Source organism: Asticcacaulis solisilvae (assembly GCF_017875235.1).
GTDB classification, from domain to species: domain Bacteria; phylum Pseudomonadota; class Alphaproteobacteria; order Caulobacterales; family Caulobacteraceae; genus Asticcacaulis; species Asticcacaulis solisilvae_A.
This window is the reverse complement of the sequence record NZ_JAGGMI010000006.1, coordinates 254024-273331: the sequence shown is the minus strand read 5'-3', so window position 1 is coordinate 273331 and position 19308 is coordinate 254024. Positions and strand designations below refer to the sequence as shown.

Here is a 19308-nt window from a genome sequence, read left to right as displayed (position 1 = left end):
ATCGAGATAATCATGTCCGATAGTCAAAGATTTCCCGTCGCAGCGCATACCCTGGCGTACCTCGCGCACCGCAACGCCTATTCGCGCGAGCAGGCGGTGTCGTCTTCCATCCTGGCCGCGAGCATACCGACCAATCCCGTCGTCATCCGCCGCATGACGACTCAGCTGGCCAAGGCCGGCCTTGTCGCGACGTGTTCGGGCGTGGCCGGCGGTGCGTGGCTGCTCAAGCGTCCGGAACAGATCCGTCTCGATGAAGTTTTGCGCGCCGTCAATGGCTGCGCGCATCTGGGCTCCGCCCCCGTTGGCGCCAAGGGTTGCCCGGTCAGCCAGGCCATTCCGCGCGCCGTCAACGACGCCATGCAACTCGCCAATGCCGCGGCCTCGACCAGCCTTTCGAGGATCACGGTCGCGGACCTGCTGAAGCACGTCGGCGAAACAAGTGAAGTGTGCCCCGCCGAGAAAATCCCGGCCTGAGGGTCAGGCTGGCCCCCACCACCGCATCTAGACAGCAAGCTGTCGTCGTGCGGTCCCCCTCCCCACTCGCATCTTAGTCGCGTTATCTGCCGTGGTGCTCATGGGGAGGAATAGCTATGACTTGCCGCGACCTGTAAAACCTATACCTCCCCGAGAGCGGCGCACGGGTTCAACGCAATGAAGCGAACGGGGAGGGGGACCGCACGACGCGCGATAGCGCTAGATGCGGTGGTGGGGGCATTCAGACCTCGGTAAACATTCCGCACTATCAATCCACTTGCATTTCCGGCAGGGGTCGTGTTCGATCCCTGTCTGATTTTTTAGGGGATTTAATCGTTGGCCCGCCGTCTTGTCCTGATTACCGGAGCGTCCGCAGGCATCGGCATGGCGTTCGCGCGCACCTATGCCTCGCACGGTTGGGACGTGGCGCTGACTGCCCGCCGCCAGGACCGGCTGGAAACCCTGGCCGAGGAAATCCGCCTGCGTTTCGGCGTCGAAGCCCACGCCTTGCCGGGTGACCTTTCCGATCCTGCCACCCCCGACGCCCTGCAGCAAAGCGTGCTGGCCCTGGGCCGCAGCGTCGATGGACTGGTCAACAACGCCGGCTATGGCCAGCCGGGCGGCTTCCTTGGCACCACCTTGGAACAGCACCGCGCCTTCATGCAGGTCATGTGGCTGGCGCCGATCGAGCTGACCCACCGCTTCCTGCCGGGCATGATCGAACGCAAGTTCGGCCGGATCATCAACGTCGCCTCGCTGGCCGGTTATCTGCCGGCCTCGCCCGGCGATACACTGTACGGCCCGGTCAAGACCGGCCTGACACGGTTTTCGCAAGGCCTGCACCTTGAGGTTCGCGACCACGGCGTCCACGTGACGTCGCTGTGCCCGGGTTGGACCTATTCCGAATTCCACGATGTCGTCGGTACGCGTTCAAAGCTGTCGAAGGCCATCCCCGAATGGTGGTGGATGGGCGCCGACGAGGTCGCGCGTGAGGGCTTTGTCGCGGCCGAAGCCAATCGCGCCTGCTGCGTGCCGGGGGCACCGAACAAGACCGCGGCGGCGCTGCTGAAGGTCCTGCCCGATGACTGGGTGATGGAGCTGGCGTCGGGGCAGCTCCGGAAAATACACAGATAGACATCTAAACTTCGCCCTCCCCATAAAACAGGGAGGGCCAAGGTGCGCTTACTCTGGAACATGATATTCTACCGGCTGTGTCCGTTCTCATACGGATGCGCGGCGCTGGGCAATATGATGTCCTGTGTAATCGCGCCGATCGACGAGATGATGATCTGCACCGACAGGGCGCACAGAATAAGCCCCAGCACCCGCACGACGACGACCATCCCGACCCGGCCGAACACGCGCGAAATGCTGTTCGACAATAGTAACGACACCAGAATCGCCACCGCCGTCGTCAGTATGGCCAGCACGCCAACCACCATGCCCAGCGGCCCCAGGCTGTGCGCGACACCAGCCTGGATGACAACCGTCGAAATCGTCCCAGGCCCGACCATCAACGGAAAAGCAAACGGCACGACCAGCTTCTCGAAGCTTTTCTTGGCCGTTTCGCGGTGACCCAGCGGTTGGACGCCCGTGGTCGGATCGCCGCCGCTTTTGACGTCTTCGGCATGGGCGAAGGTTTCCATGAAGTTGCCGCGCGCCATCTCAAGCCCCATCAGGAACAGCAGCATGCCGCCGGCGATGCGGAAGGCATCCATGGAGATCCCGAAGAACTTCAGGATGCTTAAGCCCGCGAAGAAGAAGATCGACAGGATGACGGCGGTGAAGGCGGAAATGTAGAAGCTCAGCCACCGCCGCGCCTTGGACGACTGCGTCTGGGTCGCGGCCGCATAGATGGGTACATTGCCGATCGGGTCGATCAGCGCGAACAGGGTGATGAAGAAGTTGATATAGAACGGCAGCAGCTTCGTCAGGTTGAGATCATCGAACATGTCCGCATACCCCGTGATTCGCGGGATGATGACTGACTTGTGCAGGGATGGCAAATCGCGTAAGCGCCCTGCACCGCATACAAGGACAATAGCTATGACCGAGCTTTACAAGGCCGACGACCGCATGATCCTGGCTCTGGACGAGCCCGATCTCGACAGCGCCCGCGCCCTGGTCAAGACGCTCGGTGACAGCGTCTCCTATTACAAGATCGGCCTGACGCTCCTGGCTCAGGGCGGGCTGGACCTGGCGCGCGAACTGAAGGACCAGGGCAAGCTGATCTTTCAGGACTGGAAGCTGCACGATATCGGCGCCCAGGTCGAAGGCGCGGCCAAAGCCGCCTGTTCCGGCGCCTGCGACCTGCTGACCGTCCACGCCGAACCCCAGGTCATGCGCGCAGCTGTAAAAGGCCGGGGCAATGGCTCGACCAAGATCATCGGCGTGACCGTGATGACCTCGCTGAGCCAGGCCGATCTCGACGAGATGGGTTACGGCACGGCCCTGGCGGAACTGGTCATGCTGCGCGTCGATCAGGCGGTCGAATGCGGTCTCGATGGCGTGGTCGCCAGCCCACACGAAGCCGCCATGATCCGGGCCCGCGTGCCGGAAGATTTCCTGATCGTGACGCCGGGCGTGCGGCCGGAAGGTTCCGACGTCAATGACCAGCAACGCATCGCGACGCCACAGGATGCCTTCCTGAACGGTGCGTCACACGTGGTGGTCGGACGTCCGATTACGCGTGTTGCCGATCCGGTGGCTGCGGCACAGAGCATTCTCGCCGCGATTCATAACGTTTAAAGTAAGAGACCCCACCACCACATCTCATTCGCCATCTGTCGATGGCTCACTCGTGCGGTCCCCCTCCCCGGCATAGCCAGGGAGGAGAAACGGAGCGCAGTCACTCCTCCCTGTGCGAAGCATGGGGAGGGGGACCATTTGCGGAGCAAATGGTGGTGGGGCCTCTTTTAAAAATCGACCGCGATGCCCTTGCGTTCCCAGTCGCCATAACGCGTGGGCTCTGGACCTTTCGGGCCGCCGTCTTCCTCGGCCATCTTCTGCGCCTCAGCCTCAGCCTTTGCACGGCGTTCGGCGGCTTCGGCCAAAGCGCGCTGGGCTTCTGGCGTCAGCACCTTCTGTGTGACCTGGCTCAGGTCAGCGGGCTTTTCGGTTTCAGATGACATTTTCGTAAGGCCCTTGGAGATACAGGGGTATTTTCCCATATCTAGTCCTCAACCTGTAACAACTCAAGGAACCGATATCATTATGAACCCGTTGAAGACCTGGATTTTGCTGGCTGGCCTGACCGCATTGTTCGGCGCCATCGGCTTTGCCCTGGCCGGCCCCACGGGTATGCTCATCGCACTGGGCCTCGGCATCGCGATGAACCTGTTCACGTACTGGAACTCGGACAAGATGGTGCTGCGTATGTATCGCGCCGAGCCCGTCGATCCGAACACCACGCACCCTTTGCTGCGAACCTATTACCGCGACATTGAGGACTTAAGCCAGCGCGCCCAGCTGCCGATGCCCGCCGTCTACATCATGCACAGCGACCAGCCGAACGCCTTTGCCACCGGACGTAATCCGCAGAATGCCGCCGTCTGTGCGACCACCGGCCTGCTGGAAATGCTCGATCGCAGCGAAATCCGCGGCGTCATGGCGCACGAACTGGCGCACGTCAAAAACCGCGACACCCTGGTCATGACGATCACTGCCTCGGTCGCCGGTGCCATCTCGTCGATCGCCAACTTCGCCATGTTCTTCGGCGGGTCGAACAATGACGAGGAGGGCAATAACAACATCTTCGCTTCGCTGGCTTTGATGATCCTGGCGCCGATTGCCGCCATGCTGGTCCAGATGGCCATCTCGCGGACGCGCGAATACGAAGCTGACCGCGTCGGTGGTGAAATCGCCGGCGATCCGGAAGCGCTTGCCCGCGCGCTGCACAAGATCGAAAGCTATGCGCGCGGCACCTATAACCACGGCGCCGAGCGCAATCCGGCGTCAGCGCACATGTTCATCATCAACCCGCTGAACGGGCGCAACATGGACAACCTGTTCTCGACCCATCCGAATACGGGCAACCGGATCGAGGCCCTGATGAAGCTGGCCACCGACCTGCGCCGCCGCCCGCAGCAAAAGGGATTTACGAGCGTCCCTGCGACAGATATGTAAGCGCCTTCTTCGCCTCCCCTCGCAAAAGGGGAGGCTCTTTTTTGAACGCACAGCACCTTAGAGACCCTATGACCCAGCCGCCCCGAACCCGCAAACCGTCGTCCCGTTCCGGTTACAAGCCGCCGAAGGTTCGCCCGGCGCCGAAGCCCAAGCCGCAGTTTAAGCCCGAACCCAAGGTCTTTGTCGAGGACGACGGCGATATCGGCATGCCGGCGCGTATCGCGGCCATGGAACTGATCGACGCAGCCCTGACCAAGCGTTCCGGTTTCGACGAAGCGCTGACCCGCACCTCCTTCACCTCTTTAAGCGACTCCGAACGCAGCTTTGCCCGCGCCCTGGCCATGCTGGTCCTGCGCCGCCTGGGCCAGCTCAACGAGGTCATCGAAAAGATTACCAAGAAGACGCCGTCCGACGCCGTCTGCGCTCTGCTGCGCATTGGTCTGGTCCAGATCGGCTTCATGAACGTGCCGGGCTTTGCCGCCGTCTCGACGACGGTCAAGCTGGCCGAGCGCGAAAGCCATACCCGTCCGTTCAAGGGCCTGATCAATGCCATCCTGCGCACCGTCATCCGCGAAGGGGGGCTGAAAGCGCCAAGTCCTTCACGGCTGGTACCCGATTGGCTGTTCCAACGCTGGAAGATGAATTTCGGCCAGGACAATGCCGAGGCTATGGCGCTGGTCCTTACCGAAGAACCCGCGACCGACCTCACCTTCAAGACGGCCGCCGACCGCGATCGCCTGTCCGAAGCGTTGGAAGGTCAGCCCCTGGGCGGCTTGTCGATCCGCAGCGGCCTGCGCGGCGATGTTCGCAAGTGGGCCGGCTATGAGGATGGTGTCTGGTGGGTCCAGGACGCGGCATCGGCCACGCCGGTCGCGCTGCTCGGCGACCTGACCGGCAAGACGGCCATCGACCTGTGCGCTGCCCCCGGTGGCAAGACCATGCAGCTGCTGGCCAAGGGCGCCAGTGTCGTCGCGCTCGACCGCTCCAAGAACCGCCTGAAGCGCGTCGAGGAAAACCTGGTTCGCACCGGCTACACGGCCGAACTGCACATGGCCGATGCCGAAGGCTTCGAAGACAAGCGTCAGTTCGATGTCGTGCTGCTCGACGCGCCGTGCAGCGCCACCGGCACCTATCGCCGCCAACCCGACGTGCTGTGGGCGACGCGTCCGGCCGACATCGCCAAGCTGGCCGACGTTCAGCACCGCCTGCTGGATTCGGGCGCGGCCCGCGTCGCGCCGGGCGGCGAACTGATCTACTGCACCTGTTCGCTGGAGCGCGAAGAGGGCGAGACGCAGGTTCTGGCCTTCCTGCGCCGCCATAAGGATTTTGCGCTTGAGGCCGCCAGCGCCGAGACGGCCGCCACGGCCGGATTGCCGCCGGAGTCGGTGGCCAAGGAAGGCTGGCTGCGCCTGTTACCGCATCAGCGCCCGGGTGGCCAGGACGGCTTTTTCATCGCGCGTCTCAAACGAAATTCGTGATCGCCAAAACGGTTGACGGCAAGGGCGCAAGCGCGCTTAAAGATGACCCCTCATACGCCTTATAAGTACACTGCCGAACACAAATGACCGCATCAACGCCCCTTATCTGCCCTTCGATTCTGGCTTCCGATTTCGCGCGCCTGGGCGATGAGGTGAAGGCAATTACGGCGGCGGGCGCCGACTTCGTCCATATCGATGTCATGGACGGCCATTTCGTCCCTAATCTGACGATTGGGCCCGACGTGGTGAAGGCCTTGCGCCCGCACACCCACCTGCCGTTCGACGTCCACCTGATGATCTCGCCGGTCGATCCATTCCTGGAAGCCTTCCGCAATGCGGGCGCCGACTATATCAGCCTGCACCCGGAAGCCGGACCGCACCTGCACCGTTCGCTGAAATATATCCGCCAGCTGGGCGCCAAGGCCGGCGTCGTGCTCAATCCGGCTACGCCGGTCGAGATTCTCGATTGGGTGATCGATGATGTCGACCTGGTCCTGATCATGAGCGTCAATCCGGGCTTTGGCGGCCAGTGCTTTATTGACACGCAGCTGCGCAAGATTGCCGTTGTGCGCAAAAAGCTTGATGATGCCGGCAGCCCTGCGCTGCTTCAGGTCGATGGCGGCGTCACGGCTAATAACGCCGCCGCCTGCGTGTCGGCCGGTGCGACGGCGCTGGTTGCCGGAACGGCCGTATTCAAGGGCGGCGAATCCGCCTATGCCGGCAACATCAAGGCCCTGAAAGGTCTCTAGAGTCGAAATGCAGGCTTACGAGTCGACCGCGATTCCGGAACTGAATGCCGTCCAGACTCCCTGGGCGCAGGTGATCCTTGCCTGGATCAAGAACCAGACCGGCGCGGAATTATTCGGCATGCCCGGCTACCGGTTGACGCTGAAAGGCGGCCTTCCCGAAGGGTTCATCACCGCCCCCCACGATGTCCGCCCGGTCAACAGCCAGCTCGGCAAGGCGATCCTGGCCGGACGCTTTACCCTGGCCGGAGCGCGCATGAGCGTCCAGGGCAGCGGCGACCCATGGAACCGCCCGTCGCCTTCGCGCGCTTTTGCCGTCGAACTGCACCGCTTCAGCTGGCTGCCGGCGCTGATGAGCCAGGGCGACAACGGCGCCAGGGAAGCCGGGCGGCTGTTTTCGTTGTGGCACAAGACCTTCTGCCGTTGGACGCCATTTTCGTGGAGCGAGGAAATTCTTCCTCGCCGGCTGATCAATCTCGCCATCTTCGCTAAGCGTCTGGTGCAGGTCTCGCCGCAATATACGGGTGAGATCGCCCAGTGTCTGAGCGAGCAGGGCCGGCACCTGTCGCGGCTCAACAACAATCCAGCCTGGCAAGGCGACAAGGCGGTTGCGCTAATCATCCTTGGCTGCGTGCTGTCCGGCAAGGCCGGCTACGGCTTCCTCAAGCAAGGCCAGAAACTGCTGCCCAAGGCGTTGAAACGGCTGGTTCTGAACGACGGCAGCCATGTCTCGCGCAGCCCGCAGCAGGGCCTGAACCTGCTCTATGACCTGCTGCTGATTGAAGACGCCATGAATCAGCGTGGCCTGGCGACGCCCGAGACGCTCGACACCCATGTCGACCAGTTGAGCCGCTTCGTTCGCGCCCTGTCGCATCCCGACGGCAGCCTGTGCGCCTTCCAGGGCGCGGAATCGTTGCAGCCTGAGGAAGTCCTGCCCGCCCTGGTGCGCAATGATGTCCGTCCCGCCGCGACCGAAACGCCTGTACAGCTTGACGACGGCCGCTTCCATCGCCTGAGCGGCCGCAGTCTGGTCGTCATCGCCGACGCTGGCGAGCCGCGGGCGGACGACTATGGCTATGCCGCCTGCGACCACCCGATGGCGTTCGAAGTGTCGGGCGGCCGCGACAAGCTGATGGTCCTGCCCGGCTGGTCGCCCAAGCAGACCGATCGCCAGGGTTTCCGCATCGTGCCGGCGGGCAATACGCTGACACTGGCCGACACCGGCATTTTGACGCCGATCACCGGCCGCTTCGGCGAGCTGCTGAACTTCGGCCTGCAGGGCCCACGCTACAAGATCCGCTCGCGCCGCGTCGAAGCCGAAGACGCTGGCAGCCTGCTCGAGATGGAACACGACGGCTGGAAGACGAAGTTCGGCCTGCGGCATGAACGCCGCCTATATATCGACGCCCAGCGCGACGAACTGCGCGGAGAGGACCGCCTGACGCCCCAGGAAGGCACCAAGCAGGACGTACCGATGGCCGCGTCCTTCACCATCCACTTCCTGCTCCACCCGGAGGTGCAGGCGTCGATGGCGCGCGACAAGAAAAGTGTGCTGCTGCGCGGGCCCGGCGGACGCGGCTGGTGGTTACGCCACGACGCCAAGGACGTCGTGATCGAGGACAGCCACGTGTTCGAGCACGACGTGCTGCGCAAGACCCTGCTGGTCTCATTGAAGGGCGTGGGCCGGCTGGATGCGCCGACGCGCGTGCGCTGGAAGTTATCGCCTGCTGAGGCCTGAACCTCGCCTATCTCACTGAAATTTTATCGCCGAGGGTCTAGCGTCCGTCTGAGAGCATTTCCTGACGAAATGGACACCGGTTCGCCGCAATGATGCGACAAGACAAACCTAGAGTGTTGTCCCGCTTCACCGGAAGCCGGTAATGCTCGAAAGGAGAACAACAATGTCCAGATTACTCAATGGCACAGTCGCCGCTGCCGTCGCCGGCAGCCTTGTCGCGGGTTCGCTCGTAATCCCCACGACCGCCGAAGCCTATACGCGCTACGTCTGCAAGTACGAGCAGAAGAAGCGGGAAAAGACCGGCACCGTCATCGGCGCGGTTACAGGCGCGGTCATCGGCAGCCAGATTTCCAAGAACGAACGCGGCCTCGGCGCTCTGGGTGGTGCGGTCGTTGGCGGCGCCATCGGCTCCAAGATGGGCCACGACAGTGGCAAGAAGGCCTGCACCAAGGGCAACGCTCACCGCGAGGAAGTCGTCTGGTCGCGCGACTCCAAGGGCCGCAAGGTCAAGACCGTCTATCGCTACGTCTACAGCTGATCTAGCTGATATCTTGAATTTAAAAACGTCAAAGGCCATCTGCGGGTGGCCTTTTTCGTGCGCGGAGCGATGTGCGGAAAAGAGTTGGCGGTTTTCCGCGTAACATCGCGACAAAACAATAACTTAGAGTGGAATGCATTCCGCTCTAAAACTTTTTTCGAAAAAAATGCACTCTGAACGAAGATGAATGTGGCGCTCAAATCCCGTTCAGGTTCGCTCCCCTATATTGGTCCTCATCAAGCCGAGAGGGAATAACCCCAAGGCAGACACGAAGGACCAAGACTATGACCAAGATTATCAAGACCACTATGGCCGCTGTTGTCACCACCGGCCTGATCCTGGGTTCCGCCATCGCTCCGACCATGGCTTCGGCCCGTCCGTACACCAAGACGGAAGCCTGCCAGGTCACCAAGCAGGACGCCAAGAATAAGGGCGCGATCATCGGCGCCATCGCCGGTGGCCTGCTGGGTACGCAGATTTCCAAGAACGAAAAGGGTCTGGGCGCGGTTGCCGGCGCCGGCGTCGGTTACGTCCTGGGCTCCAAGATCGGTAAGGACCAAGGCAAGTCGACCTGCAAGAAGATTCAGTCCCACCAGGAAGAAGCCCGTTACGAGCGCCGCGGCTACAAGCAATACCGCGACTACGGCTACAATGACCGTTACGACGATCGCCGCTGGTAAGGAGCGCACGCCTTAACCAACGGTCGTGAAGGACCCCGCCCCGCCTCCCGGGGGCGGGGTTTTTCTTTGGGCCAATACGCATGGACCAGGGGTAGGCAAACCAGATCGCCTCGTGTAAACGGCGCGGCATATTTTCCTCCCCACACGGATAAAGCTCCCATGCCCGCCGCTCCCGATTTTCCGCCCGCCCCCGATCTCGTCAAGCCGCAACGCGCCCTGATCTCGCTGTCCGACAAGACCGGCCTGATCGAAGCGGCCAAGGCCCTATCCGCGGCCGGCGTGGAACTGCTGTCGACCGGCGGCACCAAGGCGGCCATCGAGAAGGCCGGCATCGCGGTCAAGGACGTATCAGAGATTACCGGCTTCCCGGAAATGATGGACGGCCGCGTCAAGACGCTGCACCCCAAGGTCCACGGCGCGCTGCTGGCCTATCGCGATGCGCCCGAACACGCCAAGGCGCTGACCGATCACGACATCCAGCCGATCGACATCGTCTGGATCGATCTCTATCCGTTTGAATCGACCGTGGCCTCGGGCGGCGGTTTCGAAGCCGCCATCGAGAACATCGACATCGGCGGCCCGGCCATGATCCGCTCGTCGGCCAAGAACCATCCTTACGTCGCCATCTGCGTCGACAAACACAGCATGGACCAGGTCCTCGCCGCCATCGCCGAGAAAGGTACGACTGACCTGGCCTTACGCAAGTCCCTGGCCGCTCGCGCCTTTGCCCGCACCGCCGCCTATGACTCGTCGGTCTCGACCTGGTTCGCCGGTCAGCTAGGTGACGACTACTCTGAGCGCAAGACCATCGGCGGCGCGCGTCTCCAGACCATGCGTTACGGCGAAAACCCGCACCAGTCCGCCGCCTTTTACAAGACCGGCGAGAACCGCCCAGGCGTCGCCACCGCCAAGCAGCTGCAAGGCAAGGAACTGAGTTACAACAATGTCGCTGACACCGATGCGGCACTGGAACTGGTCGCCGAATTCGACCCGACTGAGCATGCTGCCTGCGTCATCGTCAAGCACGCCAATCCGTGCGGCGTCGCTGTCGGCGACGACCTGATCAGCGCCTATAAGCGCGCCCTGGAATGCGACCCGGTCTCGGCCTTCGGCGGCATCGTCGCCCTGAACCGCCGCCTCGACCGCGCCACAGCAGAAAAGATCGTCGAAATCTTCACCGAAGTCGTCGTCGCCCCCGAAGTCGATGAAGACGCCATAGCCGTCTTCGCCGCCAAGAAGAACCTGCGTCTTCTGACCACCGGCGCCCTGCCCGATCCGCTGGCCGGTGGCCAGGTCTTCCGTTCGGTGGCCGGCGGTATGCTGGTCCAATCGCGCGACACCGCCCGTATCAAGGCGTCGGACCTCAAGGTCGTCACCAAGCGCCAGCCGACCCCGACCGAAATCCAGGACATGCTGTTCGCCTTCACCGTCGCCAAGCATGTCAAGTCGAACGCCATCGTCTACGCCAAGGATGGCCGCACCTCAGGCATCGGCGCCGGCCAGATGAACCGTCGCGACAGCGCCCGCATCGCCCGTCTGCGCGCGCAAGAAGCCGCCGAGGGTCTGGGCCTGACGGAATCGCTGGCGCAAGGTTCGGCCTGTGCATCGGAAGCCTTCTTCCCCTTCCCCGACGGCTTGCTGGAAGCCGCGGCCGCCGGTGCCACGGCGATCATCCAGCCCGGCGGGTCGATGAACGATCAGGCCGTGATCGATGCGGCAGATGAAGCGGGGCTGGCCATGGTCTTTACGGGCGTGCGGGTGTTCAGGCACTAAGAAAGAAGCCCCGCCCACCGCCTTCGGCGGTCCCCCCTCCCCATAAATGGGGAGGGCGTGATTTTGAACCGGCACGACATTCAAACCATTCAATTTTTAGCAACTTCGCCCTCCCCATTTATGGGGAGGGGGGACCGTCTGCGGAGCAGATGGTGGGCGGGGCCTCTTCCCGCACCCAGTAGTTTCAATCACGCACGAAATCCTTGCTTGCCTTGGCGGGGCTTAGCCCTTAAAGCGCGCGTGAATTTTCACGTTAAGGTCTCGCCATGTCCGCCGAAAAGAAGTCCGTCAAGAAAGTCGTCCTCGCCTATTCCGGCGGTCTCGATACTTCGATCATCCTGAAGTGGCTGCAAACGGAATACAATGCCGAAGTCGTCACCTTCACGGCCGACCTGGGCCAGGGCGGCGAAATCGAACCGGCGCGCGCCAAGGCGCTGGCCGCCGGCGTCAAGGCGGAAAACATCTTCATCGAAGACGTCCGCGAAGAGTTCGTCCGCGACTACGTCTTCCCGATGTTCCGCGCCAACACGGTCTATGAAGGCCAGTATCTGCTTGGCACCTCGATCGCCCGTCCGCTGATCGCCAAGCGCCAGATCGAAATTGCCCGTAAAGTGGGCGCCGATGCCGTCAGCCACGGCGCCACCGGCAAGGGCAATGACCAGGTCCGCTTCGAGCTCGGCTATTATGGTCTGGAGCCCGACATCACCGTCATCGCCCCGTGGCGCGAATGGGATTTCAAGAGCCGCGAAGCCCTGCTCGACTTCGCTGAAAAGCACCAGATCCAGATCGCCAAGGACAAGCGTGGCGATGCACCGTTCTCGGTCGACGCCAACCTGCTGCACTCGTCGTCCGAAGGCAAGGTGCTGGAAGATCCGGCCGTCGAAGCACCCGAATTTGTCTATCAGCGCACCATTTCGCCCGAAGCCGCGCCGGACACGCCGACCGTCTTCACCATCGATTTCGAACGCGGCGATCCGGTCGCCATCAACGGCCAGGCCCTGTCGCCCGCAGAACTGCTGACCAAGCTGAACGAACTGGGCCACGACAACGGCGTTGGCCGTCTCGATCTCGTCGAAAACCGCTTTGTCGGCATGAAATCGCGTGGTGTGTACGAAACCCCCGGCGGCACCATCCTGCTCAGCGCCCACCGCGGCATCGAGTCGATCACGCTCGACCGCGGCGCCATGCACCTGAAGGACGAGCTGATGCCGAAGTATGCATCGCTGGTCTATAACGGCTTCTGGTTCTCGCCGGAGCGCCAGATGCTGCAGGCGGCGATCGACTATTCGCAGGAAAAGGTCACGGGCCAGGTCACGGTGAAGCTCTACAAGGGCAATGTCACGATCACCGGCCGCACCAGCCCTTACTCGCTGTACGACCAGGACCTGGTGACGTTCGAAGAAGGCAAGGTGGCCTACGACCACCGCGACGCGGCCGGCTTTATCAAGCTGAACGCCCTGCGCCTGCGCGTGGCGGCGAAGCGCGACCAGCGCGGTTAAACTAACGGGGCGTGGGGTCCGTGCCCCACATCTTCTGATACCAAGAAAAAGCCTGGCCTAAAGGTCGGGCTTTTCTCTTGGATCAGGTAAGGTTGTGGGGTCGCGGACCCCACAACCCTTAAGTTTTACCCCGCCCCAGCCACATTGAATCCTTGCAGCGCAAACGGCACCGAATGGGCCATGGGCGCGCAGAATTTCAACATCCTGATCAACGTCAAATCCGGCACCGTCCTCAATATGGGCGCTGAGGCCGTCGAAGCTGCCATAGAAGCCAGCGGCATACCCTTGGCCGAGTTGTGCATGTCCGAACCCGAAGACATGCAAGCCAATCTGGAGCGTCTGGCTGAGCGATCCGCCCCCCTGATCATCGGTGGCGGCGACGGCACCATTCGCGAAACCGCCAAGTACATGGCTGGCCGGAAGAATGCTTTCGGCGTCCTGCCATTCGGCACCATGAACCTCCTGGCCGCCGACCTTGGCTTTACCTCTCTGCAAGGTGCGCTTGACGCCTATGCCCGGGGCGCCCAAGCGATGGCCGTCGACGCCGGCTACGTCAACGGTGAAATCTTCCTGTGCTGCGCTTCGATCGGCACCATGCCCCAGGCCTCGATCTATCGCGAAAAGACGCGCGAACAGGGCAGCATGCTTCTGATTCCGCGCATGTTCATGTTCGTTCTGGAAAACCTCGACCGTAACAAGAGCCAGAAGGTGGTCATGGATATCGACGGCAAGATGCACAAGTTCCGCTCACCCGCCGTCGTCATTTCCGACAACCGCTTCGCCGACACCGATTTCACCGAGAACAATTTCAAACGCGTCTCGCTAACCGGCGGCGAACTGGCGGCCTATGTCGCTACGACCAAGACCCGCAGTTCGCACCTGCGTTTTCTCACCCGGCTGCTGCTCGGCCACTGGCTGCGCGACCCCGATGTTAAGGAAATGACCGGCCGGACCATTACGCTATGGACCAAGCGCAAGAAGGAACTGGTTTCGATTGACGGTGAAGTGGTGAAGCTGCCGACGCCGCTCGAGTTCACGCTCAAGCCGCAATCGATCAACCTGCTGGTGCCGGTGCCCGCATGAGCATGGCCGAAGACAGCAAGCCAGAAGCCAAAGCCTTCACACCCGACTGGCGTATCCTGGTCCTGCTGGGGCTCGCCCTCGCGGCGGCGGCCTTCGTGTTCGCCGACCTGCTTGAGGACATGATTGAGGATCCGCTGATCCCGCTGGACGCCCTCGTTTACAAGACAATGCAGGGCTTAAGGACACCCGCCTTGGACACGGTCATGATCGCGATCACCGAGCTGGGCGACACGGTCGTTGTCGTCTCCGTGGCCGCCATCGTCGCCTTCTGGCTTACCTGGCGGGGCGCATGGCGGACCCTGGTCTACTGGCTCACGGCCATCGCCGGTGCGTCCGCGATAAATACCGCCATCAAGGCCGCGCTGGAACGCCCGCGGCCGGTCGAGCTTTATCTCCAGGGCGCCAGCAACTGGTCCTTCCCCAGCGGCCACAGCACGGTGAATGCCGTGCTCTACGGCTGTTTCGCCATGATCATCGTGCGTGAGTGCCACCCATCGCTTCGCCTGCCGGTCATGGCCGCCGCTACTGTCCTGATCATCCTGATCGGCTTTTCACGGCTGTATCTCGGCGCGCACTGGGCATCCGACGTCTTTGGTGGCCTGGTCTTTGCCGCCATGTGGCTGGCCTTGCTCAGCCTGTTCTACATGTACCGCCAGGCCGAACCTGTCGACGCCAGAGGACTGATGATCGCTACGGCCAGCGCCTTGATTGTTGCCGGCGGAGCCAATATCGCCTTCAATCACGTTGAGGACACGGTGAAATACCGCGTCCGGACGGCCTGCGGACCTGCGGCGCTGGCTCCGCTCGCGCAGGCAGCGCTATGAGAGGTTGCGCATGAAGATCGCCCATATTTCCGACCTGCATTTCGGCTGCGAGATCGACTGGGTGCGCGACGAGTTGCGCCGCACGATCGAGGACGCCGGCGTCGACCTGGTCATCGCCAGCGGCGACATCACCCAATCGGCCACCGTTGAAGAGTTCCGCGCCGCGCGCGACTGGCTGCATGGCCTGACCGCGCCGGTCTTCGTCATTCCGGGCAATCACGACCTGCCCGGCATGGACCTGACGCGCTTCCTGACGCCGTGGAAACGGTACAAGGAATATCTGGGGCACGACCTCGAGCCGGAAATGACCTTCGACCTGGTCCACGTCAAAGGCATAAATACCGCGCGCCGTATCCTGCCGCACTGGAACTGGGCCAATGGCATGATCAGCCAGCGTCAGTGCCGCGAAGTCGGCCGCTCCTTCGAAGCCTCGAACGCCCCTTGGCGTATCTTCGTCATGCACCATCCGGTGATGAATTCGCGCGACTTTCCACTCGATGTCTCTCTGTTCAACGCCCATTGCATGCTGGGCGTGCTGGCGGAGCAGAAGGTCGACCTGGTCCTCGCCGGCCATCAGCATCACGCCTATATCGAGAACCGTGTGGTCAATGGCCATACGACACTGTTCCTGAATGCCTCGACCGCCATGTCGGCGCGCATCCGCCGTCAGCCCAATGGTTTCAACATGCTGACCTTCAACGACAAAAGCGTCCGCATTGACCGCATGGAGCTGTGTGACAAGGCTTTCAAGGTCTTTTCCGCCGAAACACACACCAAGGCTTGACGGCAACCGACGTTATATTTTGGCTGTTGTGGAAAAGTCCACATTCCGCCGCATTGACGGCGTTAACTATTGGTCCATAATGGCTTTCAATAAGCCACCGGTAAAACGCGTTTCGCGGGGGAGTGCCCATAATGAAAAAAGTTCTCGCTGCTGCCGTCGCCATCGCCGCGCTCAGCCTGCTGTCGGCCTGCGCTACGCCGACGCCCTATCAACCCGCGACCGGTACCGCCAAGTACCGTCCGGGTTATACCGATACCCGTATCGAAGCTGGCCGCTATCGCCTCAGCTTCTCGGGCAACGACCTGACCTCGCGCGAAACCGTTGAAAACTATATGCTCTTCCGCGCCGCCGAGTTGACCCTTGCCGAAGGCTACGACTGGTTCGAAATCATCGATCGCGATACGGACCAGAAGACGCGCACGGTTACCACCTGGGACAGGGATCCGTTCTACGGCAGCATGTCGTGGCGCTTCTATCGCGGCGGACGCTGGGGACGTTGGGGTTACTATGGCGCCTTCAACGATTGGGACCGCGAGACCTATCAGTTCACCCGTTACGAGGCGACGGCCGAAGTCCTGATGCACAAGGGCAACAAGCCCGACGGCCAGGCCAATGCATACGATGCACGCTCGGTCGTGGCCAATCTCGAAGGCAAGATTATCCGCCCTCAACCCGCGCAGTAATCAGCCCAAAAACACGAAAGAAGCCGGCGGCGCCATCAACACCGCCGGCTTTTTGTTGTCTTTCCGCGCTACCTTGCTGGTTTCGCCCGGATGATCTTGGGTGTTTTGAGCCGGCGGCGATTGACGTGACCGTCACTGACCACTTCGCCCTTGGCGTCGGGACGCTCGCCCTTGAAGTAGAACTTCTGCCACGCTTCCTTCATGGCCTCAGGATTGCGCGCCATCAGGCTGTCGTTGAAGTTCTGGCGCGTCTCGGCCCAGGCTTCGAACTGCTTCTTCAGCTCGGGATCACTTTCCAGTTGCTTGATGACCGGCTGGATCTCGTCCTGCGACTTGTTCTGCACCACCTGGACGAAGCAGAAGGGCTCGCCCTTCTTGAAACTGACCATGCCCGGCCGGGTCATGCGCCAGTTCATAGTGAAAGGAAACGGCAGCCAGTCGGTTTCGACCAGCCCCGATAGCGGCGCGATACCGTCCTTAACGATGTTCGGCGGACCCGACGCCATCACCGAATAGCCCGGCGGCGTACGGAACATATAACCGGTATGGAAGGTCACCACGCCATGGGTGAAGTGCGACTGGACAATATGTTCCAGATTATAGCCCGGGTCGGCGTCGCAGGTGATCTGCAGGTCGTTCTTGAGAATGCCGCCGTTCCACACGATGGTGATGTCGGTCGGACACAGGATTTCCCAACCTGTCGTGTTGGCCATGACCAGCGGCAGGCAGCGATAGGGAAAGCGCTGCATGAAATCGTCCATCCAGTCGCGATCCGGCCGCCCCGGAACCATTTCCGGCGGGAAGGGGGTCATGACAAAGCACTCAAGTTCCATCTTCAACCTGCTCCAATTTTCCAGCCGAGTGGCGGGACAAACGCTTGATCTGGCGGATGATTGCGGCCAGTTTGCGGTCTTATGACCGAACCGCTTTACACGCCTGAAAAACTGCTCGCAACCTTGGACGATTTGGGCCTGAAAACAAGCACCCTGCACCATGAAGCGGTCTTTCGCGTTGGTGAAGGCGAGGGCATCAAGGATCAATTGCCCGGCGCTCACACCAAGAACCTGTTCCTGAAGGACGACAAAGGCCAGCTGTGGCTGATCTCGGCCGAGCAGAAGGCGCAGATTAATTTAAAAGCACTTCCCAAACTGATCGGTTCCGGCCGCCTGTCGTTCGGCTCACCGGAACGCCTTTATGCGGCTTTGGGTGTCACGCCCGGATCGGTAACAGCCCTGGCCTTGATCAACGATCCTGAGCACAAGGTAAAATTCCTGCTCGACAAGACCCTGGCTGAGGCCGCAATCGTCAACTTCCATCCGCTGACCAATACAGCGACGACGGCCCTCACACAGTCGGACTTTCGGGCATTCCTAGCTTCGTTGGAGCGCGAACTGGTGGTGATCGATTTTACGGACATCGCGTAATTTGGGTCCACAGATTTCACAGATGCACACAGATTATTCGTGTTCGTTGCGCCCTTCGGAGGGAAACGGTGACCAACCAGAAAGACGCACAAACATACGCTATCATTGGGGCTGCGATGGAGGTTCATCGGACATTGGGCCACGGCTTCCTTGAAGCCGTTTATCATGAAGCCATGGTACTGGAACTTTCTCAGCTGAACGTTCCTTTTCTGCGCGAATGCGCATTTCCGATATCGTACAAGGGCATGGTGTTATCGTGTCAGTACCGTGCTGACTTGGTTTGCTTCGAAGCCGTCCTCGTCGAGTTAAAAGCGCTGACGCGCCTAACGGGTGACCACGAAGCGCAAACCCTGAATTACTTGAAAGCCTCCGGTTTAAAGAAGGCCTTGCTGATAAATTTCGGAGCAGCTAGCCTAGAATACCGCCGTTTCGTTGCTTAGCTCTAGGATGTCACGCGCTCGAATAATCTGTGTGCATCTGTGCAATCTGTGGACAATCCTTGCTTTCATAACACCTTGAACGCATTGCGCCGCTTACCCACTTAAGCTAAGCCAAATTCAGGCAATTACAGGTACGCATCATGGCTTCCGCAGACCCGAACATTATCGACGGCACCGACCAGACCTTCATGCAGGACGTCATCGAAGCATCGATGACCACACCGGTCATCGTCGATTTCTGGGCGACGTGGTGCGGGCCGTGCCGCCAGTTGGGTCCTGCGATCGAAAAGGTCGTCTCCGAAGCCAAGGGCAAGGTCAAGCTGGTCAAGATCGATGTCGACAAGAACCCTGGCGTCGCCGGACAATTACGCGTCCAGTCGATCCCCACCGTCTATGCCTTTGTCGGGGGCCGTCCGGTCGACGGCTTCATGGGCGCCAAGTCGGAAACCGAACTGCGCGCCTTCATCGAAAAGCTGGGTGTTGGAGACGGCGGCCCGACCGTCGAGGAAACCCTGGCCCTGGCGCAGCAATCGGCCGATGACGGCGACATCACCAGCGCGCTCGAAGCCTATAGCTATATCCTCGAGCAGGATGAAACGAATCTGAAAGCGATCGCCGGCATCGCGAAGCTTTACCTGAAGGCCGGCCAGGCCGAACAGGCCAAGGCCTTTCTTGATATGGCGCCGCCGCACACCACCGATGCCGACATTCTGGGCCTCAAGGCCGCGCTGGAACTGGCCGAAGACGCCCCGACCGATATCGCCGGTTTGCGCGCCCGTGTCGCACAGAACGATCGCGATTTTGACGCCCTTTACGATCTTGGCCGCGCACTCGCAGCGCAAGGCGACATGAAGGGCGCGATCGATACCCTGCTGGAAATCGTCAAGTACGATCCCGAATGGAACGACCAGGCTGCCCGCGCTTATCTGTTCAAGATCTTCTCGGCTGTCGGCAACAGCTCGGAACTGGTTCGCGCCGGTCGTCGTCGCCTGTCGTCCATGCTGTTCAGCTGAGGTAAA

21 protein-coding genes are annotated in these 19308 nt (G+C 61.4%); 18 read left to right on the top strand and 3 right to left on the bottom strand.

From position 1 onward, the window contains the following. Positions 1 to 12: 12 nt before the first annotated feature. The gene (locus tag J2X24_RS12485) at positions 13 to 474 is read left to right on the top strand and encodes an Rrf2 family transcriptional regulator (RefSeq protein WP_209721870.1); all 462 of its coding nucleotides are present in this window, start codon (positions 13 to 15) and stop codon (positions 472 to 474) included. A gap of 336 nt (positions 475 to 810) precedes the next feature. After that, complete coding sequence (locus J2X24_RS12480) at positions 811 to 1608, top strand: SDR family NAD(P)-dependent oxidoreductase (protein WP_209721867.1); 798 nt, start codon at positions 811 to 813, stop codon at positions 1606 to 1608. A 68-nt stretch (positions 1609 to 1676) separates the two neighbouring features. On the opposite strand, the gene J2X24_RS12475 is transcribed toward J2X24_RS12480, so the two are convergent. Next, positions 1677 to 2426 carry a MarC family protein gene (locus tag J2X24_RS12475; protein WP_209721865.1) on the bottom strand — a complete coding sequence of 250 codons (750 nt, stop codon included), beginning with the start codon at positions 2424 to 2426 and terminating at the stop codon, positions 1677 to 1679. Between the two features lie 94 nt (positions 2427 to 2520). Between J2X24_RS12475 and pyrF the strand changes: the two genes are divergently transcribed. Further along, the gene (pyrF, locus tag J2X24_RS12470) at positions 2521 to 3222 is read left to right on the top strand and encodes an orotidine-5'-phosphate decarboxylase (RefSeq protein ID WP_209721862.1); all 702 of its coding nucleotides are present in this window, start codon (positions 2521 to 2523) and stop codon (positions 3220 to 3222) included. Positions 3223 to 3389: 167 nt separating this feature from the next. On the opposite strand, the gene J2X24_RS12465 is transcribed toward pyrF, so the two are convergent. Continuing rightward, positions 3390 to 3605: a DUF1674 domain-containing protein gene (locus J2X24_RS12465; protein WP_209721859.1), complete on the bottom strand. Its 216-nt coding sequence runs from the start codon at positions 3603 to 3605 to the stop codon at positions 3390 to 3392. Between the two features lie 82 nt (positions 3606 to 3687). Here J2X24_RS12465 and htpX point away from each other — a divergent pair, with 82 nt between their 5' ends. The 12 genes from htpX to J2X24_RS12405 all read left to right on the top strand — a co-directional run bounded on the left by htpX (position 3688) and on the right by J2X24_RS12405 (position 16425). Continuing rightward, the gene (gene htpX / locus J2X24_RS12460) at positions 3688 to 4599 is read left to right on the top strand and encodes a zinc metalloprotease HtpX (RefSeq protein ID WP_209721856.1); all 912 of its coding nucleotides are present in this window, start codon (positions 3688 to 3690) and stop codon (positions 4597 to 4599) included. 68 nt (positions 4600 to 4667) lie between these two features. After that, positions 4668 to 6077 (top strand): RsmB/NOP family class I SAM-dependent RNA methyltransferase, encoded by a 1410-nt coding sequence (locus J2X24_RS12455; RefSeq protein WP_209721853.1) that lies wholly within the window; start codon positions 4668 to 4670, stop codon positions 6075 to 6077. An 83-nt stretch (positions 6078 to 6160) separates the two neighbouring features. Next, the gene (gene rpe, locus J2X24_RS12450; protein WP_209721851.1) at positions 6161 to 6826 is read left to right on the top strand and encodes a ribulose-phosphate 3-epimerase; all 666 of its coding nucleotides are present in this window, start codon (positions 6161 to 6163) and stop codon (positions 6824 to 6826) included. A gap of 7 nt (positions 6827 to 6833) precedes the next feature. Beyond that, the gene (locus J2X24_RS12445; protein ID WP_209721848.1) at positions 6834 to 8561 is read left to right on the top strand and encodes a heparinase II/III family protein; all 1728 of its coding nucleotides are present in this window, start codon (positions 6834 to 6836) and stop codon (positions 8559 to 8561) included. Positions 8562 to 8724: 163 nt separating this feature from the next. Next, complete coding sequence (locus J2X24_RS12440; RefSeq protein WP_209721845.1) at positions 8725 to 9099, top strand: glycine zipper 2TM domain-containing protein; 375 nt, start codon at positions 8725 to 8727, stop codon at positions 9097 to 9099. 284 nt (positions 9100 to 9383) lie between these two features. After that, complete coding sequence (locus J2X24_RS12435; protein WP_245344652.1) at positions 9384 to 9779, top strand: glycine zipper 2TM domain-containing protein; 396 nt, start codon at positions 9384 to 9386, stop codon at positions 9777 to 9779. Between the two features lie 159 nt (positions 9780 to 9938). Continuing rightward, positions 9939 to 11552: a bifunctional phosphoribosylaminoimidazolecarboxamide formyltransferase/IMP cyclohydrolase gene (gene purH, locus J2X24_RS12430; protein ID WP_209721842.1), complete on the top strand. Its 1614-nt coding sequence runs from the start codon at positions 9939 to 9941 to the stop codon at positions 11550 to 11552. Between the two features lie 266 nt (positions 11553 to 11818). Continuing rightward, a complete protein-coding gene (locus J2X24_RS12425; RefSeq protein ID WP_209721839.1) occupies positions 11819 to 13051 on the top strand; it encodes an argininosuccinate synthase in 1233 nt (410 codons plus the stop codon). 180 nt (positions 13052 to 13231) lie between these two features. Further along, positions 13232 to 14134 carry a diacylglycerol/lipid kinase family protein gene (locus J2X24_RS12420; RefSeq protein ID WP_209721836.1) on the top strand — a complete coding sequence of 301 codons (903 nt, stop codon included), beginning with the start codon at positions 13232 to 13234 and terminating at the stop codon, positions 14132 to 14134. Next, positions 14131 to 14958 (top strand): phosphatase PAP2 family protein, encoded by an 828-nt coding sequence (locus J2X24_RS12415; protein WP_209721833.1) that lies wholly within the window; start codon positions 14131 to 14133, stop codon positions 14956 to 14958. Before J2X24_RS12420 ends, J2X24_RS12415 begins: the two co-directional genes overlap by 4 nt. Before the next feature lie 10 nt (positions 14959 to 14968). After that, positions 14969 to 15742 (top strand): metallophosphoesterase family protein, encoded by a 774-nt coding sequence (locus J2X24_RS12410; protein ID WP_209721830.1) that lies wholly within the window; start codon positions 14969 to 14971, stop codon positions 15740 to 15742. A 131-nt stretch (positions 15743 to 15873) separates the two neighbouring features. Further along, positions 15874 to 16425, top strand: coding sequence for a CC0125/CC1285 family lipoprotein (locus J2X24_RS12405; RefSeq protein WP_209721827.1), 552 nt, complete (start codon positions 15874 to 15876; stop codon positions 16423 to 16425). Positions 16426 to 16493: 68 nt separating this feature from the next. Here the strand turns inward: J2X24_RS12405 and J2X24_RS12400 are convergent, their stop codons facing one another. Then, positions 16494 to 17258, bottom strand: a complete 765-nt coding sequence (locus J2X24_RS12400; RefSeq protein WP_209721824.1) for a DUF6065 family protein — start codon at positions 17256 to 17258, stop codon at positions 16494 to 16496. Between the two features lie 81 nt (positions 17259 to 17339). Here J2X24_RS12400 and J2X24_RS12395 point away from each other — a divergent pair, with 81 nt between their 5' ends. The 3 genes from J2X24_RS12395 (at position 17340) to trxA (ending at position 19302) form a co-directional block, all read left to right on the top strand. Beyond that, entirely contained in the window at positions 17340 to 17849 is a 510-nt protein-coding gene (locus J2X24_RS12395) for a prolyl-tRNA synthetase associated domain-containing protein (RefSeq protein WP_209721820.1), read from the top strand. A gap of 68 nt (positions 17850 to 17917) precedes the next feature. Continuing rightward, the gene (locus tag J2X24_RS12390) at positions 17918 to 18289 is read left to right on the top strand and encodes a GxxExxY protein (RefSeq protein WP_310003622.1); all 372 of its coding nucleotides are present in this window, start codon (positions 17918 to 17920) and stop codon (positions 18287 to 18289) included. A gap of 140 nt (positions 18290 to 18429) precedes the next feature. Further along, positions 18430 to 19302 (top strand): thioredoxin, encoded by an 873-nt coding sequence (gene trxA, locus J2X24_RS12385; protein ID WP_209721817.1) that lies wholly within the window; start codon positions 18430 to 18432, stop codon positions 19300 to 19302. The last annotated feature ends 6 nt before the right edge of the window (positions 19303 to 19308 follow it).

Excerpts from the sequence above, each read along its gene's own strand:
- J2X24_RS12440 (WP_209721845.1), top strand. The coding sequence starts at position 8,725 with ATGTCCAGATTACTCAATGGCACAGTCGCCGCTGCCGTCGCCGGCAGC.
- J2X24_RS12445 (WP_209721848.1), top strand. The coding sequence starts at position 6,834 with ATGCAGGCTTACGAGTCGACCGCGATTCCGGAACTGAATGCCGTCCAG.
- J2X24_RS12410 (WP_209721830.1), top strand. The coding sequence starts at position 14,969 with ATGAAGATCGCCCATATTTCCGACCTGCATTTCGGCTGCGAGATCGAC.
- J2X24_RS12485 (WP_209721870.1), top strand. The coding sequence starts at position 13 with ATGTCCGATAGTCAAAGATTTCCCGTCGCAGCGCATACCCTGGCGTAC.
- J2X24_RS12415 (WP_209721833.1), top strand. The coding sequence starts at position 14,131 with ATGAGCATGGCCGAAGACAGCAAGCCAGAAGCCAAAGCCTTCACACCC.
- htpX (WP_209721856.1), top strand. The coding sequence starts at position 3,688 with ATGAACCCGTTGAAGACCTGGATTTTGCTGGCTGGCCTGACCGCATTG.
- J2X24_RS12475 (WP_209721865.1), bottom strand. The coding sequence starts at position 2,426 with ATGTTCGATGATCTCAACCTGACGAAGCTGCTGCCGTTCTATATCAAC.
- pyrF (WP_209721862.1), top strand. The coding sequence starts at position 2,521 with ATGACCGAGCTTTACAAGGCCGACGACCGCATGATCCTGGCTCTGGAC.
- J2X24_RS12425 (WP_209721839.1), top strand. The coding sequence starts at position 11,819 with ATGTCCGCCGAAAAGAAGTCCGTCAAGAAAGTCGTCCTCGCCTATTCC.
- J2X24_RS12400 (WP_209721824.1), bottom strand. The coding sequence starts at position 17,258 with ATGGAACTTGAGTGCTTTGTCATGACCCCCTTCCCGCCGGAAATGGTT.
- J2X24_RS12465 (WP_209721859.1), bottom strand. The coding sequence starts at position 3,605 with ATGTCATCTGAAACCGAAAAGCCCGCTGACCTGAGCCAGGTCACACAG.
- purH (WP_209721842.1), top strand. The coding sequence starts at position 9,939 with ATGCCCGCCGCTCCCGATTTTCCGCCCGCCCCCGATCTCGTCAAGCCG.
- J2X24_RS12455 (WP_209721853.1), top strand. The coding sequence starts at position 4,668 with ATGACCCAGCCGCCCCGAACCCGCAAACCGTCGTCCCGTTCCGGTTAC.
- J2X24_RS12435 (WP_245344652.1), top strand. The coding sequence starts at position 9,384 with ATGACCAAGATTATCAAGACCACTATGGCCGCTGTTGTCACCACCGGC.
- J2X24_RS12395 (WP_209721820.1), top strand. The coding sequence starts at position 17,340 with ATGACCGAACCGCTTTACACGCCTGAAAAACTGCTCGCAACCTTGGAC.
- trxA (WP_209721817.1), top strand. The coding sequence starts at position 18,430 with ATGGCTTCCGCAGACCCGAACATTATCGACGGCACCGACCAGACCTTC.
- rpe (WP_209721851.1), top strand. The coding sequence starts at position 6,161 with ATGACCGCATCAACGCCCCTTATCTGCCCTTCGATTCTGGCTTCCGAT.
- J2X24_RS12420 (WP_209721836.1), top strand. The coding sequence starts at position 13,232 with ATGGGCGCGCAGAATTTCAACATCCTGATCAACGTCAAATCCGGCACC.
- J2X24_RS12405 (WP_209721827.1), top strand. The coding sequence starts at position 15,874 with ATGAAAAAAGTTCTCGCTGCTGCCGTCGCCATCGCCGCGCTCAGCCTG.